29 protein-coding genes are annotated in these 18,897 nt (G+C 69.4%); 24 read left to right on the top strand and 5 right to left on the bottom strand.

Annotation, left to right across the window (positions count from 1 at the left end):
• Positions 1-39 precede the first annotated feature (39 nt).
• Both AB5J49_RS08310 and AB5J49_RS08305 read right to left on the bottom strand, forming a co-directional pair.
• Positions 40-1,905, bottom strand: a complete 1,866-nt coding sequence (locus AB5J49_RS08310; RefSeq protein ID WP_369167874.1) for an AAA family ATPase — start codon at positions 1,903-1,905, stop codon at positions 40-42.
• 426 nt (positions 1,906-2,331) lie between these two features.
• Entirely contained in the window at positions 2,332-2,952 is a 621-nt protein-coding gene (locus AB5J49_RS08305) for a uridine kinase (protein ID WP_369175077.1), read from the bottom strand.
• Positions 2,953-3,194: 242 nt separating this feature from the next.
• Here AB5J49_RS08305 and AB5J49_RS08300 point away from each other — a divergent pair, with 242 nt between their 5' ends.
• From AB5J49_RS08300 to AB5J49_RS08290, 3 genes are all read left to right on the top strand, one after another.
• Positions 3,195-4,148: a hypothetical protein gene (locus tag AB5J49_RS08300; protein ID WP_369167872.1), complete on the top strand. Its 954-nt coding sequence runs from the start codon at positions 3,195-3,197 to the stop codon at positions 4,146-4,148.
• 37 nt (positions 4,149-4,185) lie between these two features.
• A complete protein-coding gene (locus tag AB5J49_RS08295) occupies positions 4,186-5,727 on the top strand; it encodes an amino acid permease (protein ID WP_369167871.1) in 1,542 nt (513 codons plus the stop codon).
• 273 nt (positions 5,728-6,000) lie between these two features.
• Positions 6,001-7,371, top strand: a complete 1,371-nt coding sequence (locus tag AB5J49_RS08290; RefSeq protein WP_369167870.1) for a peptidase C39 family protein — start codon at positions 6,001-6,003, stop codon at positions 7,369-7,371.
• Between the two features lie 90 nt (positions 7,372-7,461).
• Here AB5J49_RS08290 and AB5J49_RS08285 read toward each other — a convergent pair whose 3' ends face one another.
• The 3 genes from AB5J49_RS08285 to AB5J49_RS08275 all read right to left on the bottom strand — a co-directional run bounded on the left by AB5J49_RS08285 (position 7,462) and on the right by AB5J49_RS08275 (position 9,830).
• The gene (locus AB5J49_RS08285) at positions 7,462-8,730 is read right to left on the bottom strand and encodes a tyrosine-type recombinase/integrase (RefSeq protein WP_369167869.1); all 1,269 of its coding nucleotides are present in this window, start codon (positions 8,728-8,730) and stop codon (positions 7,462-7,464) included.
• A gap of 49 nt (positions 8,731-8,779) precedes the next feature.
• Positions 8,780-9,238: a hypothetical protein gene (locus AB5J49_RS08280; protein ID WP_369167868.1), complete on the bottom strand. Its 459-nt coding sequence runs from the start codon at positions 9,236-9,238 to the stop codon at positions 8,780-8,782.
• A gap of 160 nt (positions 9,239-9,398) precedes the next feature.
• A complete protein-coding gene (locus AB5J49_RS08275) occupies positions 9,399-9,830 on the bottom strand; it encodes a hypothetical protein (RefSeq protein ID WP_369167867.1) in 432 nt (143 codons plus the stop codon).
• A gap of 552 nt (positions 9,831-10,382) precedes the next feature.
• Here AB5J49_RS08275 and AB5J49_RS08270 point away from each other — a divergent pair.
• From AB5J49_RS08270 to AB5J49_RS08170, 21 genes are all read left to right on the top strand, one after another.
• Entirely contained in the window at positions 10,383-10,607 is a 225-nt protein-coding gene (locus AB5J49_RS08270) for a helix-turn-helix transcriptional regulator (protein ID WP_369167865.1), read from the top strand.
• Positions 10,608-10,707: 100 nt separating this feature from the next.
• On the top strand, positions 10,708-11,028 hold the full coding sequence (locus AB5J49_RS08265; RefSeq protein WP_369167864.1) for a hypothetical protein: 321 nt from the start codon (positions 10,708-10,710) through the stop codon (positions 11,026-11,028).
• Complete coding sequence (locus AB5J49_RS08260; RefSeq protein WP_369167863.1) at positions 11,025-11,294, top strand: hypothetical protein; 270 nt, start codon at positions 11,025-11,027, stop codon at positions 11,292-11,294. The genes AB5J49_RS08265 and AB5J49_RS08260 overlap by 4 nt, the downstream gene beginning before the upstream one ends.
• On the top strand, positions 11,291-11,653 hold the full coding sequence (locus AB5J49_RS08255; protein ID WP_369167862.1) for a hypothetical protein: 363 nt from the start codon (positions 11,291-11,293) through the stop codon (positions 11,651-11,653). Before AB5J49_RS08260 ends, AB5J49_RS08255 begins: the two co-directional genes overlap by 4 nt.
• The gene (locus AB5J49_RS08250; RefSeq protein WP_369167860.1) at positions 11,650-11,862 is read left to right on the top strand and encodes a hypothetical protein; all 213 of its coding nucleotides are present in this window, start codon (positions 11,650-11,652) and stop codon (positions 11,860-11,862) included. The genes AB5J49_RS08255 and AB5J49_RS08250 overlap by 4 nt, the downstream gene beginning before the upstream one ends.
• Positions 11,855-12,421, top strand: coding sequence for a hypothetical protein (locus AB5J49_RS08245; RefSeq protein WP_369167859.1), 567 nt, complete (start codon positions 11,855-11,857; stop codon positions 12,419-12,421). Before AB5J49_RS08250 ends, AB5J49_RS08245 begins: the two co-directional genes overlap by 8 nt.
• 1 nt (position 12,422) lies before the next feature.
• Positions 12,423-12,623, top strand: a complete 201-nt coding sequence (locus tag AB5J49_RS08240; protein WP_369167857.1) for a hypothetical protein — start codon at positions 12,423-12,425, stop codon at positions 12,621-12,623.
• Positions 12,623-12,769 carry a hypothetical protein gene (locus tag AB5J49_RS08235; RefSeq protein ID WP_369167855.1) on the top strand — a complete coding sequence of 49 codons (147 nt, stop codon included), beginning with the start codon at positions 12,623-12,625 and terminating at the stop codon, positions 12,767-12,769. Before AB5J49_RS08240 ends, AB5J49_RS08235 begins: the two co-directional genes overlap by 1 nt.
• A complete protein-coding gene (locus AB5J49_RS08230; protein ID WP_369167854.1) occupies positions 12,766-12,945 on the top strand; it encodes a hypothetical protein in 180 nt (59 codons plus the stop codon). The genes AB5J49_RS08235 and AB5J49_RS08230 overlap by 4 nt, the downstream gene beginning before the upstream one ends.
• Complete coding sequence (locus tag AB5J49_RS08225; RefSeq protein ID WP_369167853.1) at positions 12,938-13,255, top strand: hypothetical protein; 318 nt, start codon at positions 12,938-12,940, stop codon at positions 13,253-13,255. The genes AB5J49_RS08230 and AB5J49_RS08225 overlap by 8 nt, the downstream gene beginning before the upstream one ends.
• Entirely contained in the window at positions 13,255-13,464 is a 210-nt protein-coding gene (locus tag AB5J49_RS08220; RefSeq protein WP_369167852.1) for a hypothetical protein, read from the top strand. Before AB5J49_RS08225 ends, AB5J49_RS08220 begins: the two co-directional genes overlap by 1 nt.
• 73 nt (positions 13,465-13,537) lie before the next feature.
• Entirely contained in the window at positions 13,538-14,005 is a 468-nt protein-coding gene (locus tag AB5J49_RS08215) for a hypothetical protein (RefSeq protein WP_369167851.1), read from the top strand.
• The gene (locus tag AB5J49_RS08210; RefSeq protein WP_369167850.1) at positions 14,002-14,409 is read left to right on the top strand and encodes a hypothetical protein; all 408 of its coding nucleotides are present in this window, start codon (positions 14,002-14,004) and stop codon (positions 14,407-14,409) included. Before AB5J49_RS08215 ends, AB5J49_RS08210 begins: the two co-directional genes overlap by 4 nt.
• A 131-nt stretch (positions 14,410-14,540) precedes the next feature.
• Complete coding sequence (locus tag AB5J49_RS08205; protein WP_369167849.1) at positions 14,541-14,696, top strand: hypothetical protein; 156 nt, start codon at positions 14,541-14,543, stop codon at positions 14,694-14,696.
• Positions 14,693-15,529, top strand: a complete 837-nt coding sequence (locus AB5J49_RS08200; RefSeq protein WP_369167847.1) for a PD-(D/E)XK nuclease-like domain-containing protein — start codon at positions 14,693-14,695, stop codon at positions 15,527-15,529. Before AB5J49_RS08205 ends, AB5J49_RS08200 begins: the two co-directional genes overlap by 4 nt.
• An 11-nt stretch (positions 15,530-15,540) precedes the next feature.
• The gene (locus tag AB5J49_RS08195) at positions 15,541-16,329 is read left to right on the top strand and encodes an AAA family ATPase (protein WP_369167846.1); all 789 of its coding nucleotides are present in this window, start codon (positions 15,541-15,543) and stop codon (positions 16,327-16,329) included.
• A 78-nt stretch (positions 16,330-16,407) separates the two neighbouring features.
• Complete coding sequence (locus AB5J49_RS08190) at positions 16,408-16,743, top strand: hypothetical protein (RefSeq protein ID WP_369167845.1); 336 nt, start codon at positions 16,408-16,410, stop codon at positions 16,741-16,743.
• The gene (locus AB5J49_RS08185) at positions 16,740-17,294 is read left to right on the top strand and encodes an HNH endonuclease signature motif containing protein (protein ID WP_369167844.1); all 555 of its coding nucleotides are present in this window, start codon (positions 16,740-16,742) and stop codon (positions 17,292-17,294) included. Before AB5J49_RS08190 ends, AB5J49_RS08185 begins: the two co-directional genes overlap by 4 nt.
• Before the next feature lie 115 nt (positions 17,295-17,409).
• Positions 17,410-17,643: a hypothetical protein gene (locus AB5J49_RS08180; protein WP_369167843.1), complete on the top strand. Its 234-nt coding sequence runs from the start codon at positions 17,410-17,412 to the stop codon at positions 17,641-17,643.
• Complete coding sequence (locus tag AB5J49_RS08175; protein WP_369167841.1) at positions 17,640-18,491, top strand: hypothetical protein; 852 nt, start codon at positions 17,640-17,642, stop codon at positions 18,489-18,491. Before AB5J49_RS08180 ends, AB5J49_RS08175 begins: the two co-directional genes overlap by 4 nt.
• Complete coding sequence (locus AB5J49_RS08170) at positions 18,488-18,826, top strand: hypothetical protein (RefSeq protein WP_369167840.1); 339 nt, start codon at positions 18,488-18,490, stop codon at positions 18,824-18,826. Before AB5J49_RS08175 ends, AB5J49_RS08170 begins: the two co-directional genes overlap by 4 nt.
• The last annotated feature ends 71 nt before the right edge of the window (positions 18,827-18,897 follow it).

The following is an 18,897-nucleotide window of genomic DNA, read 5'->3' as shown; positions in this document are numbered from 1 at the left end:
CCAGCGGCAACCACAGCACCGGGCACTGCCCCAGGTCCGTCACATCGTCGACGGATCCTGCGGGCCCCGCCCCGACAGCACTTCCCCGTACGCCTGCATCAGATCCGGCAACCGAAGCGTCGACAGGTCGTCCCTCGTCAACGCCCCCGGATAGGTCGTCAACCGCAGATCGCGGTACGCACAGCTCTTCTCGTACAGCGTCCGCAGGAACCGCCCGTTGCCCAGCTCGTCGATCCACCCCTGGTCGACCACGTGCCCGGCGATGGACCGCAGCTCGTCCAGCGCCTCCTCGTCCCACACGTCCCCGTTGTCCCCGGCGAGCACCTCGCCGATCGAGGTGAGTTCGAGGGGCCGGTAGGACGGGAAGTCGACGCGGGTCGTGAAGCGGGACGACAGGCCCGGATTGGCGGCCAGCAGACGGTCCATGCCCTCCGGGTAGCCGGCCAGGATCACCACCAGGTGGTCCCGGTTGTCCTCGGCCCGCTTCAGCAGCACCTGGAGGGCCTCGTCGCCGTAGGCGTCGCCCTTGCCGTAGCCGGAGTTGGAGAGGGAGTACGCCTCGTCCACGAACAGGACACCGCCGAGCGCGGAGTCGATGAGCTCGTTGGCCTTCACGGCCGTCTGGCCCAGATACTCGCCGACCAGATCGGCTCGCTGGGCCTCCACGAGATGGTCGCCGCCGAGGAGGCCGAGAGCGTAGAAGACGCGGCCGAGGATGCGGGCGACCGTGGTCTTGCCGGTGCCGGAGGGGCCGGAGAAGACGAAGTGCCGTTTGGGCGGCTGCACCGGCAGGCCCTGCCCGGCGCGCAGCCGGGCCATGTTCAACTGGGCGGACAACGCCTTGACCTGGCGTTTGACGGGTTCCAGCCCCACCATGCGCTCGAGCTCGGCGAGCGCCTCCTCGAGTAACCCGGGGTCGGTGGGCCCGGCGGGCAGCGACTGCTGCGGTACGGCCGTCTTCTCGCGCACCGCCGGATCGACCACCGACGGCAGCGGACCGGCCGGCGGCAGGTCGGGGTCCGGCAGCCTCAGGTCCCGTCCCTCGATACCGAAGAGCGGGTCGAGCCCGTCGGGACCGTCGGCCATGTCCTGTCCGACCCCGGTGAGCGTGATCGCCGCGAGGTCGGCGGTGTCGTCGTAGCCGTCGCCCTCGGCGATCGCCGCGAGCCGGGCCGAGGTGTCCATGAAGGCGGGGTCGACGCGGTGCACGGCGCGGTAGAGCGGGAGGGCGGCCGCGGACCGGCCCGTGCCCTCATGCGCCCGTGCCAGCCAGTACCGCAGCTCCTTGCGCTGTGGCTGCTCGCTGCGGCAGCGCATCAGCGCGGCCGACAGCAGCGGCTCGGCCTGCCCGTACGTCTCCAGCCGTACCCGTGCCATACCGCCGAACAGGCCGGCCTCGATGCCGAGCAGCGGGTCGTCGAGCAGCGGGTCGGTGTGCCGGACGAGCTGGTCCCAGTCCTTGACCAGGTAGGCGCGGCAGGCGTGCAGGAAGCGGACCTGGTGGTCGGTGTCCACGGGCGGGAGCCCGGCCAGCGCGCGGTCCAGCTCAGGGACGTGCCGACCGTCCAGCCAGTGCGAGGCGTGGGCCAGCAGCAGGTCGCGCGGGCTCTCCAGGACGGGCTGCACCCACCAGCCCAGCCAGTACCAGGAGTTGATCGTCCGCCGGTGCCGGGTGCGCTGTTCCCCGAAGCGCTCCCGGTGCCGGAACATCCGCAGCAGCGCGGTCGTCGTGTCGACGCGCAGCGCGTGCAGCCCGAGCCAGCCGTCGGCCATCCCGGGATCGATCCGCACCGCGGTACGGAACTCCTCCTCCGCCTGCGGATACGCCCCCATCGTGTAGGCATCCACGCCTCGCAGCCAAGCGAGGTCGGCCGGGGCCTCGGGGCCCTGCGTGCCGAAGTCCATCACGTCCCCCCACAAACCGTGCCCCCGTCGGTTGGCGACCGGTCGCGCGTCGTCCGCCTTGATCGAACCGCCGTACCGCGGACCGGAGTTGCAACGGTGCGCAGAGCAGCCGTAGGGCGCACCGAGGGCATCGTACCTGCGAGGGTGTGGCCCGCCCCAGGGTGCCGCACGGGCCGTTTGGCGAGGTGGGAGCAGATCGGGCGCACCGCGCTTGGTGACCGAGGGTGAGCGAATCGCGTCTCTCGGCGCCCGGAAAAAGGGGGTGAGGGCAGAACGAAGCCCCCGATCACGGGGGAACAACCGGGGGCTTCGCGTGTGTGGGCGGCTTCGAATGGCCGCACATTGAGAACGTAAGTCCTGTACGGCCCCCGGGTCAAGCCGAGTTGAAGCACTCCGGGAACTTCTCCCGCAAGGCTCTTCACAAGTTCAGCACATTGCCGATGGGTCGTCACCGTGCGTGATGGCCTGGTCTGGTCCAACGGTCCCGGCAGGCCCAGGAGTCACCTCATATCCCTTGCCGCACTGCCGAACCAGAAGATCGGCGAACGGCCGGGACGGGTCATTTGCGAAGTGCTCGCGCTCCGCCCTGACCCACCCGTCCCAGAACTCCCGCTGCTCCTCCCCGTCCCGCGAGCGCCCCCGTGTCCACGATTCCTCGTGCGCCAGCTCCATCCACAGCAGCCGGGCGAGATGCGGGCGCAGCGCGCGGCGGCCGGCGCCGACCCCCTCGATGACGATCACCGGGGCGGGCGGCAGGGCGAGGGGCGCTCCGAAGCGGCGGGCCCGCCAGTCGTAGGGGGCGTAGTGGGCGGTCTCGGCGTGGGCGAGCGGTTCGATCACCTGGGTCAGCAGGCGCTCGGTCCACTCGAACGGCTCGTCGTGGCTGGCGATGTCGTCGAGGTGCAGCACCGGGGCGTCGCCGAGCGCGCGGGCCAACTGCCCGGCGAACGTGGACTTTCCGGAGCCGGCGTGCCCGTCCACGCCGACGAGGCGGACGGGGCCGCAGGACGGGGGGAGGCGGCGGAGCCGCGTGGCGAGGTCGTGAATCGTTTTTCCTGAAGTGCGGCGAGGGTGGGCATATTTCGTTGGAACATTCTAGTAGCGGGTGAAAGCGGGTGGTGGAGCGGGATGAGAAAAGGTGTCGCTTTGAACTAGCTGCCGGAGGCAGGCAATGCCGCCGGAAAACTCCGCCCGCCACAGCGAAATGTGCGTTCCGGTTGAGTCCCGGGCTGAGTAGGGTGCCTGGTGCGCAACTGTGAGGTGCCGTAACGGGGGATGGGCTGGGACAGATGGCCGCGGGGTTATTCGAAGGGCAGTATGTGTGGCATCCGGCAGCCGACGACCGCTTGCTCGCGAGCGTATGCGTCGATGTACGCGCCGGCCGTTATCTGAGCGCCCGTGACGCGCTGGCGGAAACCCACGGCGACTTCGGTCTGCGCGCCCACCGCTCTCTCGTGCTCGCCTCCGAGGCCGCCGACTCCGACCTCGTCGAGCGCTGGCTGGCCGAGGAACCCGGTCCCGAGGCGGCGCTGCTGTGGGCGCGGGTGGCCGTGCTGCGGGCGCTGCGCGCGGCCGACGCGCGTGACTCCCGGGCCGAGGCGCTGGAGCGGATAGCGCTGGCCGCCTGCGAGCGGGCCGCGACGGCGGACCCCGCCGATCCCACGCCCTGGGTGGCCAAGCTGACGATGGCCCGGCTGCACCGGCTGCGCGACCAGGCGCCGCACGGGCTGCTCACGGCACCGCCCGGGCCGTGGCGCCTGTTCGCCCACGTCCTCTCGCTCGACCCCTGGCACCGTGAGGCCCACCACCGCTTCCTGGCTTGCTTCTTCACTCGGCACGGCGGCTCGGTGACCGCTGCCTGGGACGTTGCCGCCTTCCTCGGCCAGCGCGCGCCCGCCGACTCGCCGCTGCGCCTGCTCCCGCTGGTCGCCCTGGTGGCGAGCTACGACCCGACCCAACTGCTCGCCGACCGGGTCTGGGAGCAGCCGCAGTGGCGCTCGACCGCGCTGGCGATCCACCAGAACTGGCTTCCGGCGGTGGCCGAATACCGCTTCACTCCGGTCCTCGACCTGGCCTACCTCGCACACGCGCTGGTCATGGCCCGGCGTGCGGAGGAGGCACGCGCCGTCTTCGCGGCGATGGGGCCGTACGCCTCCCGGATGCCCTGGTCCGTCTTCGGTGACCCGGTCGGGCAGCTCTCCCGGGCGCGTCGCGCCTGTGGTCTGCCCGTGCCGGGTGCCTGACGTACCGCAACCCCCCACCGAGAGAAAGGTCCGACCCGTGTCAGAAGGGATATCGCCTCCGCGTGCCAAAGCGCGCGGGGGATCGGTTCCGATCGCGCTCGACGACGACGCGACCCTGCATGCGATGGGTTATCCGAGAAAACTCACGCGACGCTTTCAGGCGTTCGACAATTTCGCCATCTCGTTCACCATCATCAACATCATCTCGGGTATTTTCTCGGGTTTCGGATTCGGTCTGAACGCGGGCGGCCCGAGCATTCTCGTCTTCGGCTGGATCGGCGTCTCCGTCATGGTGCTCTTCGTGGGAGCAGCGATGGCGGAAGTCGCCTCGGCCTATCCGACGAGCGGCGCGCTGTACTTCTCCGCCGGAAAGCTCGCCAGACGGCACAAGGGCGCGTGGTCCTGGTACACGGGCTGGCTGAACTTCGTGGGCCAGGTCGGCGGCACGGCCGCCACCGGGTACGCCGCCGCCACCTTCCTCCAGGCCTTCATCGCCCTGCAGTGGCCCTCGTACGAGCCGACGCCGCACCGGACGGTGCTGATCACGGCCCTGATCATCGTGCTCCAGGGGCTCGCCAACACCTACACCGTGCAACTGGTGGCCATACTGAACCGGATCTCCGTGTGGTGGCTGCTGAGCGGACTCGTGGTTATCGTGACCGCCCTGATCGTCATGCCCGAACATCATCAGTCGGCCTCGTTCGTCACGCATTTCGCGAACAACACCGGTTTCACGAGCGGGCTTTACGGCGGGATGCTCGGCCTGCTGGTCACCAGCTGGACCTTCACCGGCTTCGACGGCAGCTTCCACATGTCCGAGGAAACGGTCCGGGCGACGGTCAACGCGCCGAAGGGGATCACGCGGGCGATCGGATACTCGGCGATCGCGGGTCTGCTGCTGATGCTCGCATTGGTCTACAGCATTCGTGACTACGACCGTGTGGCGAGCGCCGACGCACCTCCCGTGCAGATCCTGATCGACGGGCTCGGAGCGGGGACCGCCAAGGTGGCGCTGCTGATCGTCATCGGCGCGATGCTCTTCTGCGGGCTCGCCAACCTCACCAGCAACACCCGGCAGATCTTCGCCTTCTCCCGGGACGGCGCGATGCCCGGCTCCCGCTGGTGGCACTCGGTCTCGCCGCGCACCCGCACCCCCGTCAAGGCGGTGTGGCTGGCGGTGGCCTGCTCGCTGGCGCTGGTGCTGCCCGGCTGGTGGTCGCACACGGCGTTCACCGCCATCGTCAGCGTCAACGTCGTCGGACTCTTCCTCGCCTACGCCGTGCCGATCCTGCTCCGGCTGCGACTGGGTGACGAGTTCCAGCCAGGGCCCTGGCACCTGGGCCGGTGGGGGCGGCCGGTCGGGGTCGTCGCGGTGGCCTGGATCCTGTTCAGCAGTGTCCTGTTCATGCTGCCGCAGGCCTCGCCGGTGACCGCCCACTCCTTCAACTACGCCCCGATCGCGCTGGGCGTGGTCCTGGCCGTGGCCGCGGTGTGGTGGTTCGCCTCCGCCCGCCGCCGCTTCCACGGCCCGGTCAATTACGGCCGCCCGGATGAGGTCGCGGCCATGGACCTCGTCTGACGAGGCGTCACCGGTAGGGCCGGCACGGTCTCGGCGTACACCGTCGCGGCGGCGTACGCCGAGACCCCGGCCCGCTCATCCCACCTCGTCCGTACGGTGGTTGGGCTGCTTCGGCGCGCCGGCGGCCGCCCCAGGCCATGCCAGTGGTCGACACCAATATTCGTAGGCGCGCCAGGGACGCAATTGCTGGCAGACGCTGCCACCCGCAGCCATAGTGGGCTGACAGCCCTGCATTGGGCCCGCCCGACTCGGACAACTGGGGGTCTTCCGTCCATGAGTAGAGCCGAACAGCCGTCCCGCAGAACCGTCCTGGTGGCCGCGGTCGCCGCAGCCGTCGCCGGCGGCGGCAGTGCGGGCCCGGCGCTCGCCGCCGACACCACCGCCGAGGGCGCGGACACCGTGCGGGCCCCGGCCGGCACCGTCGACAACCGCGCCTGGATCACGTACTCCGACTGGCGCGGCGGCGCCGCCCAGGGCACGCGTGCCGTCGCGGGCGCCCGCCCCGGCATCGTGATCGCCACGCCCGCCGGCACCACCGACTACACGGACCCGCACACCGGCAAGAGCGCCAGCTGGGAGTACGCGACCTGGACCTCGCCCGCCCACCGGCTCGCCGTCCCGGCCACCGAGGCGATCGCCTCCTGGAACGCGCACACCCCCGCCGGCACCTGGCTCCAGATCGAGCTGAAGGGGACGTACTCCGACGACACCGCCACCCCTTGGTACGTGCTGGGCCGCTGGGCCGCCGGTGACCAGGACATCCGGCGGACCTCGGTCGACGACCAGAGCGACGGCAAGAGCAGCGTCTGGACGGACACGTTCGCCATCGACGACCCGGCCACGGGGCTGCGTCTCACCTCGTACCAGCTGCGGCTGACCCTCTACCGCAAGCCCGGCACCAAGCTCACCCCCACGGTCTGGCGGGTCGGCGCGATGGGCTCCGACGTCCCCGACCGCTTCGCCGTCCCGGCCTCCGCCCCCGGCCTCGCCCACGAGCTGACCGTCCCGCGCTACTCGCAGGAGACCCATGTCGGCCAGTACCCGGAGTACGACAACGGCGGCGAGGCCTGGTGCAGCCCCACCTCCTCGCAGATGATCGTCGAGTACTGGGGCGGCCGTCTCACCGCGGAGCAACTGGCCTGGGTCGACCCGGCGTACGCAGACCCGCAGGTCTGCCACGCGGCCCGGTTCACCTTCGACTACCAGTACGACGGCTGCGGGAACTGGCCGTTCAACGCCGCCTACGCGGCCACCTTCAAGGGCCTGCAGGGCGTGGTCACCCGGCTCGGCTCGCTCACCGACCTGGCGACGCTGATCGCGGCCGGCATCCCGGCCATAACGTCCCAGTCCTTCCTGGAGGGGGAGCTGACCGGGGCCGGGTACGGCACCGCCGGGCACCTGATGACCGTCATCGGTTTCACCGCCGACGGCGACGTGATCGCCAACGACCCGAACTCGGCGAGCAACGAGGCGGTGCGGCGCGTCTACAAGCGGCGCGAGTGGGAGAACATCTGGCTGCGGACCAAGCGGTACAACGCCAGTGGCAAGGTGGTCTCCGGCACGGGCGGCGTCTGTTACCTCTACTTCCCGGTGCGTCTTTCTGCACGTCAGAGGCATGCACTGGCCTCGGTCGGAGTTCACTGACTGGCAGATGAAGGGCCCTCCCGCACCCAGGGAGGGCCCTTCATTCTTCTTGATCCAAGACCGCTGGGGAGAATCTGGGGAGATCCACTACTAGGAGTTCTCGAACCAGTTCTGCATTGCCGACCTGCCCCGGCCGTCCGCCTCGGGCATCATGTGCGCGTAGATCCGGAGTGTGATCGACGGATCCGCGTGGCCCAGCCACTTCGAGACTGCCACGATCGGCTCCCGCGCGTCCAGCTGCACCGACGCGAACGTATGCCTGAGGGCGTGGAAACCGTCCTCCCGGCTCTCCTGGTACGTCAGCACCGTCCTGAGCTTGCCTGGGCGATGCTTGACAGGCTGCTTCGTCTCAACCGGGGGAGGGATGACGCCGGCCGCCGCGAGGGCCGGCTTCCACACGCGGGTGTCGAATCCGTCCCGGCGGATCGCTCCGCCCCATGCCGAGGTGAGGATGAGGGCGTGCGTCTGCGGCTCGCGCTCTTCCGCCTCCCGCTCCGTCGTGGGCGGCCGCGGGTCCTTCCACGGGAGTGTCACCGATTGCGCAGGGCGCCGGTTCAGCGCGTCCTCGATCCGCTTCAAGAGGTACTCGGGCACCGGCACCTCCCGAGTCTTCTCCCCCTTGGGTAGGGCGAACGCGAGCTTGGCCCCCACCTTCTTCACTTGACGGCGCACCAGGATGCGCTGCCCGTCGAAGTCGATGTCGTCGACCGACAACCCGAAGACTTCACCCGACCGCAGCCCGGCCCCCACACCCAGGTCGACGCACAGCTGAAACCGGCCGTCCATCGCGGCCTGCACGGCGAGCACTCGCTCCTTGGACCAAGCCCTGGCCTTTGCCGGCGGCCGTGTCGGCACGCGCAGTGTCGTCTGCCTACGGCACGGGTTGCGGGTCAGTCGCTCGTCATCGATGGCAGCCTGGAAAATGGCCGACAGGTAACGCCAGCACTCGTTGGCCGTCCCAGGCCCAACGGTGGCCTTGAGCGTCTTGAGCCACTCGCCAAGTTGCTTCGTCTTGACGGCGTTCATCTGGTGTTGCCCCAGTTGCGGCACGATGTGCGTCCACACCCGGCCCTTGACGGTCGCCTCGGTGGAGGGGTTGTCGTAGTCGCGGCGCGGCCACCACTCCTGCTCGATGTAGTCCTTGAGCAGCATCTGACCGCGGCGGGGATCGATGAACTCCCCCGACGTCGACTCGTGTTGCGCTTTCGCCAGCCAGGCGTTGGCCCCATCGGGACCGTGGAGCTTCTCGAACGACCGGTCCTTGACCCCGGGGATGCCCGCGACCCGGTACCGCTTGCCCTGCCCCCAGCGTGAAGTCCTGCGCTTCTGGCCGGTGTCGGGGTCCGGCTTCTTGGTCATCCATCGGTCTTCGATGTAACCGGGCATGGAGCCCCCTCGTGCGCGTACCTCAGGCCGCGGACGCCTCAGGTGAATCAGGCGTGGCCATGGTGATGATCTCACCCTGCCACAGCTGGAACCACTGCCCGCCCGCGAGGAAGCGTTCAGTTGCGGGGTTCATGGCCCCGACGAAGTCGGCCGCCGTTGCCGCGCCAGCGACGTGGACGACGACGAGGCCGCAGGACTCGCGTACTTCTACGCATTTGCGGAGGTCGATCCGGGGGTCGGGCTGGTATGTGACGGTGAGAGGGCTCTCGGGGGAGTTGGCGCTGATGATCCGGCCGCGCCAGATCTGGAACCAGCTGCAGTTGGCGAGGAATTGGACCAGCGCGGCGTTGAGGGCTGCGGTGTACGCGTAGACGTCAGCGTCCTCTTGGATTTTGACGCATATCCGGCCGCGGGTTTCCCGGATGTCGACCAGCTGTCCGAGTCGTAGGTGTGGTGTGGCTTCGTACACAACGCGCAGCATGAGGCACCCTCCCGTTGGTGCGGTGCGCCAGGGCGTTGTGTGCCGGTAGCGCACGGTTGTGGAAGGGTACGCCGCGTGAGCAGACGTGGACAATCCGTTCAACGGAATGTCTACATGGGGACTTTTTCAGTCAGATGCTGCTGGCGCGCGGTGGTCTCTGCTAGTCGTTCTCGCGGCGGGCGCGCTCGTCGGCCTCGATCATTGCCCGCCAGCGGCGCAGCTCAGGCTCGGGCATGCCCGCCAAGTGGCCCACGATGATGCGGACTTCGTCGTTGTATCCCGCAAGTTCGGTAGCGACATATCCCAGCCACTGCTCCGCCGCGGCGGCCTTGACGCGCCGCTCGCTAACGCGGAGGGCGTTGGCGAGGGCGCGCATCTGAATCTCGCTCGGTGCATTGGCCGGCGGGTTGGCGACGAGGCGCTGGAGATAGGGCTTGGACAGCTTGGTTCCGGTGCTTGTGTCGACGGCGCGCTGGGACATTTTGGCGTAGGAGAGTCCGCGGTCGTTGGCGTCCTGGATGAGCTTCGAGAGCGCACCGAGGGTGCTCGGCTCGTCCGTCCCGGCGTCCGGGGCGGGGGCCGCTGCCGTCATGTCCTCTTCCTCTCGGGTCACTTCAGATACCGGCTGTCTCTGTAGGGGGTGGCGTGCCTCGGAAAAATACCAGCTCAGTCCATACAACCATCCGGGATCCGAGACAGTTCGTCTACAGAAGGGTGGTATCGCGCCAGAAACTTTGCCGAGACTTGCAGGCGGATCGTCTCCGATCTGTAGACGAATCGGCTCCACTATGCTTCGCTATGTCATGCAAGCAGTTCTGCAGTTCCGCACCACTCGGGGGCAATGTGAGCCGACACTCAAGCAGACGATGGACCCTGCGCAGCATCCCGGTCTTCGAGCACTTCATGCAGTTCCCGGGGCGGGGAGAGTCCTTCTCGGTCCGCACCCTGGCTGAAGCGTCCGGAGTCGGCCGGGGAGTGATCGAAAAGCTCCTGACTGGCAGGCAGCCCACCGCTGACGTTGACGATGCGACCGCCCTCGCGGAGGCCGTCGGTAGCGCGATCTTCCCCCTTTTCGCGCCTCCGTCGTCTCCGGATCTGAACCGAACGTCTCTTGCCCCGACCCCCACGAGCGAGGAATAGACCTATGCCGAACAAGCCCAAGCCCCCACCGAAGGGCTGGCTCTGGAGCGCCGAAGCCGCCGACTACCTCGGCGTCCACGTCGTCACCCTCCGCCGCTGGCGGCGCGACGGAATCGGGCCGAAGAGCAGGCCGCACGGACTCCGTCGCTACCGCTACAAGATCAGCGAGCTTGACGCGTGGATGAACGGCGAACACGCCGAAGACGAGTCGGCCCGCGCCGCCGCTTAGCGACAAAAGACCCCAACCGCCGTCGCGAGCGGCAGCCGGGGCCCCGCGGCCTAGCCGCGCGATCCACCCCTCACGAACCACGAAACGAAAGGGGCTTCACGTGCCTCAATCATCCCAGACCGCGACGGGCTTGAGTGCCCGCGAGGCAGCCAAGGCCCGCGTCCGGGCGAAGGTCGCAGCGCGCCACGACATGACGGCCCGCGAGTACCTGGCCAACCTGCTGCACGCGACGAACACCCACGCCGACACCGAGGCGATCCTCGACGCCTTCGAGCGTCAGAGCGACACCGCTGCCCGCCTCAACCGAGTCATGGACATCTGCGACTCCGTGGTGCGGGCCGGGGAGTCCACGGTCGACGTCGACCGAATCCACGCTGCCGCCCTGGGCGACGACGTGCGCCGGACTGGCGGTGCGTCGTGAGCGACTTCTCCCTGACTCCGTTCGACCAGATCACGTCGTCGATCCCTGCCGTGTCCCCGTTCCAGGCGATGTGGAACCAAGCGGAGGAGTTGCTGCTGGCGACGCACCCGGACGGGTTCGAGGTCGAGCAGATCGGCCGTCTGGCGTTCGAGGGACTGCCCGAGTCGGAGAAGGCTGCGGCGCTGGACGAGCTGTTCTACACGTACTGGGCCGCCACCCTCGCCGACCGTCAGACCCGCGCCATGCAGGACGGGGGCGCGGCATGAGCGCCCGTCTGTCACCCGAGCAGCTGGCCGACTACGCCGCCCTGGACTTCGCCGAGTTGATGCCCGCGGATGCTGCCGCCGTGGTGGCCCGCATGCGGGACGCGCTCGTCGGCGAGCTGGCTGCGGTTCGCTCCGCGCTCCGCGAAGCCTCCGATCAGGTCGCTGAGTTGGAGTCGGAGCTCGCTGGGGCTGTCGTCGTCAGCGAGACGCTGCACCGCCGCCTGTCGGACGAGCAGCTTGCAGGCTCCGCGCTGTACGCCGCGCTGACCATGCCGACCACGCCCGAGCAGTTGCAGGCCGCGCTGGACCAGTTCACTGCTGTCGCCCGCAAGGTCACCGGCGAGGCGGTGGCCCGATGACCGCCCCGATCAAGCCGATCGCCGCCCTGGACGTGCCGCTGGCCGCCGTGGAGGCCGACACCCGGCTGCAGTCCCTGCTGGCCGCCCCGCCGATGGGCCACACGCCGCAACTTCAGCCCGACGCCTGGTACGAGCGGGTCTTCGACCTCCTCGCCTGCGCCCACCCCGACACCTGCACGTGTGCGCCCGAGGAGGCGTCGAATGCCTGAGATCAGCCCCGACATGTCGGACGAGTCCCGCTGCGTGTCCGTGCACTGGAACCTGCCTGTGCAGTGCGTGCTGCCGTCCTCCCACCGCGAGAACTGGCACGAGGCCTGGCACCCGCAGACCGGGAACCGCCTCCGCTACCGCCGCTCGGGCGTCTACCGCACCGAGGAACTGCACCACGGCGCCTGGCACGACCTCCAGATCCCCCCGCCGGGCGGGTTCTGCAACGACCAGTTCGTCAGCTCCTCCAGCGACGCCAAGAACGTCCGCTGCACCTACCAGTACGGCCACGGCTGGAACCACCGCGCGGTCGTCGACGGCTGCACCTACTCGTGGAACACGCCCATCCCGAGGGGACTCACGGTCGACCAGCTCAGCCGCGACGTGAAGCAGCTGCGCGGCATGCTCGTCGCCGCCCACGCCCGCCTCGCCGAGTTGGAGAAGGCCGGGGAATCCCCAGCCTCGCAGCACTACGACAAGGTGCCGGACCCGGCGGACGGATGCCACTGGTGCGCGTGCGGCACCCGCTGGCCCTGCAAGCACGCCGAGGAGGTGGCCTGACATGGCGACCGTCATCGAACCCCGCCCGCTCGCCGACCTGGAGCAGGACGCCATCGCCCGCGTCGAGCAGGAGATGGCCCGCCGCGCCCGGGGTGTGAAGCCGTGGACCACGACGGAGTACGTCGACCGTGTAGCCCGCGTCCACGCCCACTACACACAGCGCCGCGCCTGGCTCCGCCTCCACGAACAGGAGGCCGAGTGATGACCGCTGTCGACCTCGCAGCCCTTCCGCCCGTCGTCATCGTCCGCGGCATAGCCAGCTGGCTCGGCGTCACCGACCAGACCGACAGCGAGCCGGCCGAGACCTACGAGGACTACCTCAACCGCATCAGCCAGGAGGCGGCGTGACCACCCTCCTCGCCATCGCCGGCCCCCTGCTGATCCTCGTCTGCGTCGTGGCCGCCGCCTACCGGGTCGAACGCCACTACACGCGGTCGCTCGCCGCCCGCGAGACCGACCTGCAGGCCCGCATCGCCACCGCCAACCGGCTCAACCAGCGCCTGAAAGGAGGCGGACATGCCTGAACTGAAGGTCGAGGTCGACGGCGGGCTGTACCCGCTGACGAACTGCACATGGATCACGTGGGCGCCGTGCGGCTGCCCCTGCGGAGCCCTCACCGCTGCGTTCGGTGACGAGGCGTTCGCCACCGAGGAGCAGGCCTGGCGCGAGCACTACCCGCTGAAGCGCGAGCGCGACAAGTACCAGCGCCAGGGCTACCGCATGGAGCTCATGAGCTGGGACCGCTACCGCGCCGAGATCGACCTCGCCGCCCGCTGCCCGCACGTGAAGGCCAAGACGAGTCAGCAGACCCTCGACGCGGCCCAGGCCTCGTGATGAGTGGCCGCGAACTCGATCAGCACGTGCTCGGCAGCACCAGCCTGACCAGCCGCCAACGCCGCGCCGCAGCAGTGCACGTGGCCGACCGGATCGCCGCCGAACACCCGCAGCTGACCTCCGCCGAGCTCGCGGCCAACCCAATCGTCACCGCCCGACTCCGCGAACTCCTCAACGTGCTCGACCTCAACCGCAAGGAACAGCAGTGATCTACCTCGCGCCGCTCGTGCTGTGCGGCCCCTTCTTCATCGGCTTCATCCGCGCACTGCGGAAGGGAAACCAATGACCACCCTCACCGACCTGCTGCCTGTCCGGCTCGGCATCTTCGACCGGTCGCCCCGACCGGCCCGCAAGCACCGGGCCCCGGACGAGATCGACCGGCTGCGCCACAAGCTCGCCGGGGCCGAACTCCTCATGGCTGGCTACCGCATCCAGCTCGACGACAAGGACCGCGCACTCGATGACACCGCCGCCAAGCAGGCGGAGGCCGAGGAACTGGTCGTAAAGCAGCAGGCCGACATCGACGACCTCACCGACGAGCGGGACATGTGGCGCGACGAAGCCCTACGCCTGCGCGCCAAGTTCGGCCCCCAACTCGCCGCCGAAGCCAACGCCCACCGCATCACCGTGCCGCCCATGCAGCGCATCGGTGCCGACCAGGACACCGACGCAATCGACGTCACCACCCTGTGGGCCGCCCGCGACGCAGGACACCTCGGACCCGTCACCGACCCCGGGAGGATCCGATGACCGTCCGCCCCCCGATAGTCGGCGCCGCCCTGTGGACCACGGTCATGAACCGCGCCGGCCACCGCTGCGAATGCCGCGGGGCATGCGGCAGCAAGCACGACCCGAACCGTCGCGGCCGGCAGGACCGGTGCCCGCTGGAGAACGGCAAGCACATCAGCAAGAAGGGCGAGGTCGTCCTGATCGCGACGCCGCGAGACCCGATCAACGAGGGCGACTTCGTGACCGCAGCCTCACTGCCGGCCCGGCGGCTCGCGGCGATGTGCCCCGGCTGCTACGACGCGGTCCGCCGGAAGATCGCGAAGGCGGTTAAGGCGATCCCGCCGCAGGATGACGGCCTCTTCGACGCGGACGAGTTCTTCGTCGATCCGAGCAGTACGAAGCAGGCCGACGTCGGGGCGGCCTGACCAACACCTCCACAGAACGCCGCGTAGAGCCCGCCTTCCCCCAAGCGGGATCCGCGGCCCCAGGGACTCCGCCCCGACCCCCCCCCGGCGGGGCGGAGTCCCACCCATCCGCACACCCTGAACGGAGTCACATGAGCACCGAAAGCACCACAAAGCAGGTCGCGCCACTCGCGTGCACTCGCTGCGGCGACACCGGCGGGCCGTTCGTCCCGGCCACCGGCCTGTGCGAGGACTGCGAGCCCGAGGTCGCCAGCGCCCTCCGCGGAGCACCGGAGGCCAGCAAATGACCGCGGCCGTCGAGGCAGCGGCCGAGGTCGAGCCGGGCCTGTACGACATCGGCGCCGAGCTCTACCACCGGGACCCGATCCCCGGCGGCAGCCTCTCCTCGACTGGCGCCCGCACGCTCGTCAAGAAGTGCCCAGCCGCCTTCAAGTGGCAGCTCGACAACCCCCAGCCCTACAACAAGGCGCTCGAACTCGGCACCGCCGCCCACAAGCTCGTCCTCGACGACGGCCCCGAACTGGTTCTCGTCGACGCGGAGAAGTGGAACACCGACGCCATCAAGGCCGAGGTCGCCGCCATACGGGCCGCCGGGGACATCCCGCTCAAGCGCCACGAGCTCGACCAGGTCCACGCCATGGCCGCCGCCCTGCGCGAGCACGAGGAAGCGGCCAGCCTCCTGGAGCCCGGCTCTGGTGTCGCCGAACAGTCCGCCTTCTGGGAGGACCACGGCGTTTGGCGGCGGGCCCGCTTCGACTGGCTGCGCAACGACGGCCAGATCGTCGACTACAAGACCGCCCGCTCCTGCCGCCGCGAGGACCTGGAGAAGGCGTTCCACGAGCACGGCTACGCGCAGCAGCAGGAGTGGTACCTCGACGGCGGCCTCGCCCTCGACGTCGCCGACCCGGAGAAGCCGTTCCAGTTCGTGCTGCAGGAGAAAGAGCCGCCCTACCTGGTGGTCGTCACCACCTGCGACCCGATGGCCCGCGGCATCGGCCGCCACCTCAACGAGGTCGCCCTCAACACCTACGCCATCTGCCGCGAACGCGGCGAGTGGCCTGGCTACCTGCCCAACCCGATGACCGCGCTGCCCGCATGGGTCGAGCGCCAGTACGCCTAGGAGAACCCCGCATGTCCCAGCTCCCGCCGCCCGTCCGCGCCGGACGCCCCGCCGCCGAACAGAACGGCTCCGCCGCCCAGTTCGCGTTCCGCCCCGCCAGCAAGGCCGGTCGCAAGGCTCGCCTGTCCATCCAGGGCATGTCGGGTTCCGGCAAGACGTGGACCGGCCTCGGCATCGCCTACGGCCTGTCCGAGGGCCGCAAGTTCGCCGTCATCGACACCGAGAAGGGCGCCGCCAGTCTCTACGCCGGGATCGGCGGCATCCAGTTCGACACCCTCGCCATGGACCGCTACGACCCCCGCGATCTCGCCCGAGCCCTCGACGCCGCCGCACAGGCCGGCTACCCGACGGTCTTCGTCGACTCCCTCTCCCACTTCTGGAAGGGCGCCGACGGCACGTTGGAACAGGTCGATAGGGCCAAGGCCAAGTACGGCGGGAACAAGGTCGCCGGCTGGAAAGACGGCACGCCCATGCAGAACGACATGGTCGCCGCGATCCTCGCCTACCCCGGTCACGTCGTCGCTTCGATGCGCTCCTACACCGAGTGGGTCCTGGAGAACGGCAAGCCGAAGCAGGTCGGCACCCGGCCCGAGCAGCGCAAGGGCATCGAGTACGAGTTCGACGTCGCCGTCGCGATGGACATCGACAACACGCTCGAAGTCCTCAAGTCCCGTTGCCCGGCCCTGAACCGCAAGGTCATCCAGCGCCCGCAGGGAGCACGCGACATCGCCGTCCCGCTCCTCGCCTGGCTCGCCGCCGAGCCGGAGTCGACGCCCGCACCCCAGCCCACCGAGCAGTAGCCCGCACGCGCCTGAGCCGGCCGCGGGCATTGCGGCCGGCTCGGAACCCAGAACACCACACCCGGAAGGGAGCACACCATGCCCCGCCTCACACTCGCCGAGCAGGTCGCCTCCGACGCCCGCGACAAAACCCTCGCCCAGCTCGTCCGCCAGGCCTCCGACTGGGACCGCAAGGTCGTCGCCCAGGCCGTCCTCATCTGGATGCGCGACCACGACACCGTCTCTGCCAACGACCTGCGCGGGCAGCTGCCCGAGGTGGCCGGCGGCGTCCTCCCCGGCGTGCTCCGCGGCATGTCACACAACTACCTGATCCACACCAAGACCTACGTGCCCTCTACGGCGCCCCGCACCAAGGGTCACCCGATAGCGGTCTACCGGCGCCGCACAGCTGCGGACCAGGTGGAGGCGGCATGATCCCGCTGAACTTGACCCCGGGAGAGATGGAAGTCGTCCGTCAGCGCTTCATGGCCAAAGTGGCGAAGGGTCCGAACTGCTGGAGCTGGAAGGGCTTTGCGCAAACTCCTGGCGGTCGGGGCCGGATGCGGATCAAGAACCGCACCTACTACGCCTACCGCGTCGCCTACGCCCTGGAACACGGCTCGTTGCCCGCGAACCTCGGCATCTTCCACCGCTGCGACAACCCTGCTTGCGTTCGCGCCGACCACCTCTTCGCAGGCACGCAGGCGGCCAACGTCGCCGACATGGACGGCAAGGGGCGACGTAAGAACAAACCCCGGTACGGACGTGACCACCACAAGGTGACGGTCACGGACGAGCAGGTCGCTTGGGCGATTGCGATGTACCGAAGCGGTCGCATGACCCAGACGGTCATAGGTCAGATCCTCGGCGTCAAGCAGCAGACGGTGAGCGGTTGGGTCCACGGCGAGGTGCGTAACACCACCGCGAAGGGCCGACTCATCGCCGCCAAGCGGCGGGCCGCACGCACCCGGAAGGCGGCGGCGTGATGGACCGCCTCAACCACATCAACCTCGGCGCCTTGTACGTGATCGGTGCCGCATTCGCCGCCGTCTGCTTCGGACTCGGCGCCGGCATCGGCTGGCTCCTCAACGGGAGGCGTCGATGACCCCCGCGCAGATCAGCGCCGTCACCAACGGACTCATCAACGTGCACGCGGCCATCGACACCTGGTGGCCCGCGCTCGTCGGACTCGCCATCGCCGTCGGCGGAACCTGGCTCGCCTTCCGATGCGCCCGCTTCCTCGGCGCCACCGACCGACTTCCCGGCGCACCCGACAACCAGGCCGGCACCAACACCGACAACCTCCGCGACACCGGAGAGGAGAAGCAGCCGTGACCACCGCCGTCCGCGAAGCCCCCCATCACCGCAACCTCACCTGCGTCACCGACTACCGCTGCCGGCTTCCCGAGTGCGTCAGCCGCTACAACGAGTGGCAGAACAACCGGCTCCGCGCCGTAGCCGCCGGCACCTGGCAGCCCTTCATTGACGCCACACCCATCCGCCAACATCTCCTCAAGCTGTACGCCGTCGGCTACACCCCGCACCGCGTCTCCGTCCTCACCGGCATCGACTGGAACACCGTCCGGCTCTACACGCAGGCGGCACCCAAGCAGGGCCGCGGCATGATCCGGCAGACCACGCCCGAGTTCCAGGCGAAGATCCTCGCCATCCCGCTTGAGCCCACCCTGCCCGGCCGCGTCGACCCCACAGGCACCCGACGCCGCATCCAGGCGCTGTCCGCCATCGGCTGGCCCCTCAAGGAACTCGGCCCCCACATCGGCATCAAGCCCGACAACGTCCGCCGCATCCTCGTCCGCAGCCAGCGCGTGTACGGAACCACCGCGCAGGCAACCATCGACGCCTACGACCAACTGCGCCGCTCCCGACCCCGCAAGCACGGCGTCAGCGAGATCGGAATCGCCCGCGCCCGCCGCAATGCCAAGGAGCAAGGGTGGGCCCCGCCCAAGTACTGGGACCAGCACCCCGGCTGCATCGACGACCCGGACTTCGAGCCGATGCACAAGCTCACCCGGCGCGAACGTATCGCCCAAGACGCGCACTGGATCATGACCACGACCGGGGCCAACAAGACGGACGCAGCCGCCCGCCTCGGCGTCGACAAGTCGTACATCGACCACGCCTTCCGCGACCACCCCGAATACGCCGTGGAGGTGGCGGCGTGAACGGGCAGATCCCCTGCGACGCGGACCTGATGTTCATCGAGACCGTCAGCACCGGCACCGTCCACTACCGCGCGTACCACCTTGACGACGACGCCGTGACTGAGGTCGTCGAAGGCGGTGGTGCCCTCGTGGCGCTCGCCATCTCGCCCACCGTGACGCGCTGCGGCAAGCGCACCTTCCCGCAGTTCGAGCGCGACCACGTGAAGACCAACCGCTTCCGCGACGAGCAGCTATGCCGGGCCTGCTACCGCACCCTCACGCCGGCCGACCAGGAACGCGCCTTCGAGCACGAGACACCCGACGACGAGGACGACGAAGCCGAGGCCGCCGCGTGACCGCGGGCCGCCGACTGCGCGACCGGCCCTGACCAGCAGCCCTCAACCTCATCCGCAACAGCCAGAGAGAA

Source organism: Streptomyces sp. R28, assembly GCF_041052385.1.
In the GTDB taxonomy this organism is placed as follows: domain Bacteria; phylum Actinomycetota; class Actinomycetes; order Streptomycetales; family Streptomycetaceae; genus Streptomyces.
The sequence above is the reverse complement of the archived record's forward strand: the minus strand, read 5'-3'. Positions and strand labels throughout refer to the sequence as shown.

Bases quoted from the DNA above. Each gene is read 5' to 3' on its own strand.
- AB5J49_RS08290 (WP_369167870.1), top strand. From the start codon at position 6,001: ATGAGTAGAGCCGAACAGCCGTCCCGCAGAACCGTCCTGGTGGCCGCG.
- AB5J49_RS08185 (WP_369167844.1), top strand. From the start codon at position 16,740: ATGATCCCGCTGAACTTGACCCCGGGAGAGATGGAAGTCGTCCGTCAG.
- AB5J49_RS08250 (WP_369167860.1), top strand. From the start codon at position 11,650: ATGACCGCCCCGATCAAGCCGATCGCCGCCCTGGACGTGCCGCTGGCC.
- AB5J49_RS08190 (WP_369167845.1), top strand. From the start codon at position 16,408: ATGCCCCGCCTCACACTCGCCGAGCAGGTCGCCTCCGACGCCCGCGAC.
- AB5J49_RS08240 (WP_369167857.1), top strand. From the start codon at position 12,423: ATGGCGACCGTCATCGAACCCCGCCCGCTCGCCGACCTGGAGCAGGAC.
- AB5J49_RS08280 (WP_369167868.1), bottom strand. From the start codon at position 9,238: ATGCTGCGCGTTGTGTACGAAGCCACACCACACCTACGACTCGGACAG.
- AB5J49_RS08275 (WP_369167867.1), bottom strand. From the start codon at position 9,830: ATGACGGCAGCGGCCCCCGCCCCGGACGCCGGGACGGACGAGCCGAGC.
- AB5J49_RS08225 (WP_369167853.1), top strand. From the start codon at position 12,938: ATGCCTGAACTGAAGGTCGAGGTCGACGGCGGGCTGTACCCGCTGACG.
- AB5J49_RS08180 (WP_369167843.1), top strand. From the start codon at position 17,410: ATGACCCCCGCGCAGATCAGCGCCGTCACCAACGGACTCATCAACGTG.
- AB5J49_RS08285 (WP_369167869.1), bottom strand. From the start codon at position 8,730: ATGACCAAGAAGCCGGACCCCGACACCGGCCAGAAGCGCAGGACTTCA.
- AB5J49_RS08300 (WP_369167872.1), top strand. From the start codon at position 3,195: ATGGCCGCGGGGTTATTCGAAGGGCAGTATGTGTGGCATCCGGCAGCC.
- AB5J49_RS08195 (WP_369167846.1), top strand. From the start codon at position 15,541: ATGTCCCAGCTCCCGCCGCCCGTCCGCGCCGGACGCCCCGCCGCCGAA.
- AB5J49_RS08245 (WP_369167859.1), top strand. From the start codon at position 11,855: ATGCCTGAGATCAGCCCCGACATGTCGGACGAGTCCCGCTGCGTGTCC.
- AB5J49_RS08205 (WP_369167849.1), top strand. From the start codon at position 14,541: ATGAGCACCGAAAGCACCACAAAGCAGGTCGCGCCACTCGCGTGCACT.
- AB5J49_RS08210 (WP_369167850.1), top strand. From the start codon at position 14,002: ATGACCGTCCGCCCCCCGATAGTCGGCGCCGCCCTGTGGACCACGGTC.
- AB5J49_RS08215 (WP_369167851.1), top strand. From the start codon at position 13,538: ATGACCACCCTCACCGACCTGCTGCCTGTCCGGCTCGGCATCTTCGAC.
- AB5J49_RS08200 (WP_369167847.1), top strand. From the start codon at position 14,693: ATGACCGCGGCCGTCGAGGCAGCGGCCGAGGTCGAGCCGGGCCTGTAC.
- AB5J49_RS08310 (WP_369167874.1), bottom strand. From the start codon at position 1,905: ATGGACTTCGGCACGCAGGGCCCCGAGGCCCCGGCCGACCTCGCTTGG.
- AB5J49_RS08255 (WP_369167862.1), top strand. From the start codon at position 11,291: ATGAGCGCCCGTCTGTCACCCGAGCAGCTGGCCGACTACGCCGCCCTG.
- AB5J49_RS08270 (WP_369167865.1), top strand. From the start codon at position 10,383: ATGCCGAACAAGCCCAAGCCCCCACCGAAGGGCTGGCTCTGGAGCGCC.
- AB5J49_RS08235 (WP_369167855.1), top strand. From the start codon at position 12,623: ATGACCGCTGTCGACCTCGCAGCCCTTCCGCCCGTCGTCATCGTCCGC.
- AB5J49_RS08220 (WP_369167852.1), top strand. From the start codon at position 13,255: ATGAGTGGCCGCGAACTCGATCAGCACGTGCTCGGCAGCACCAGCCTG.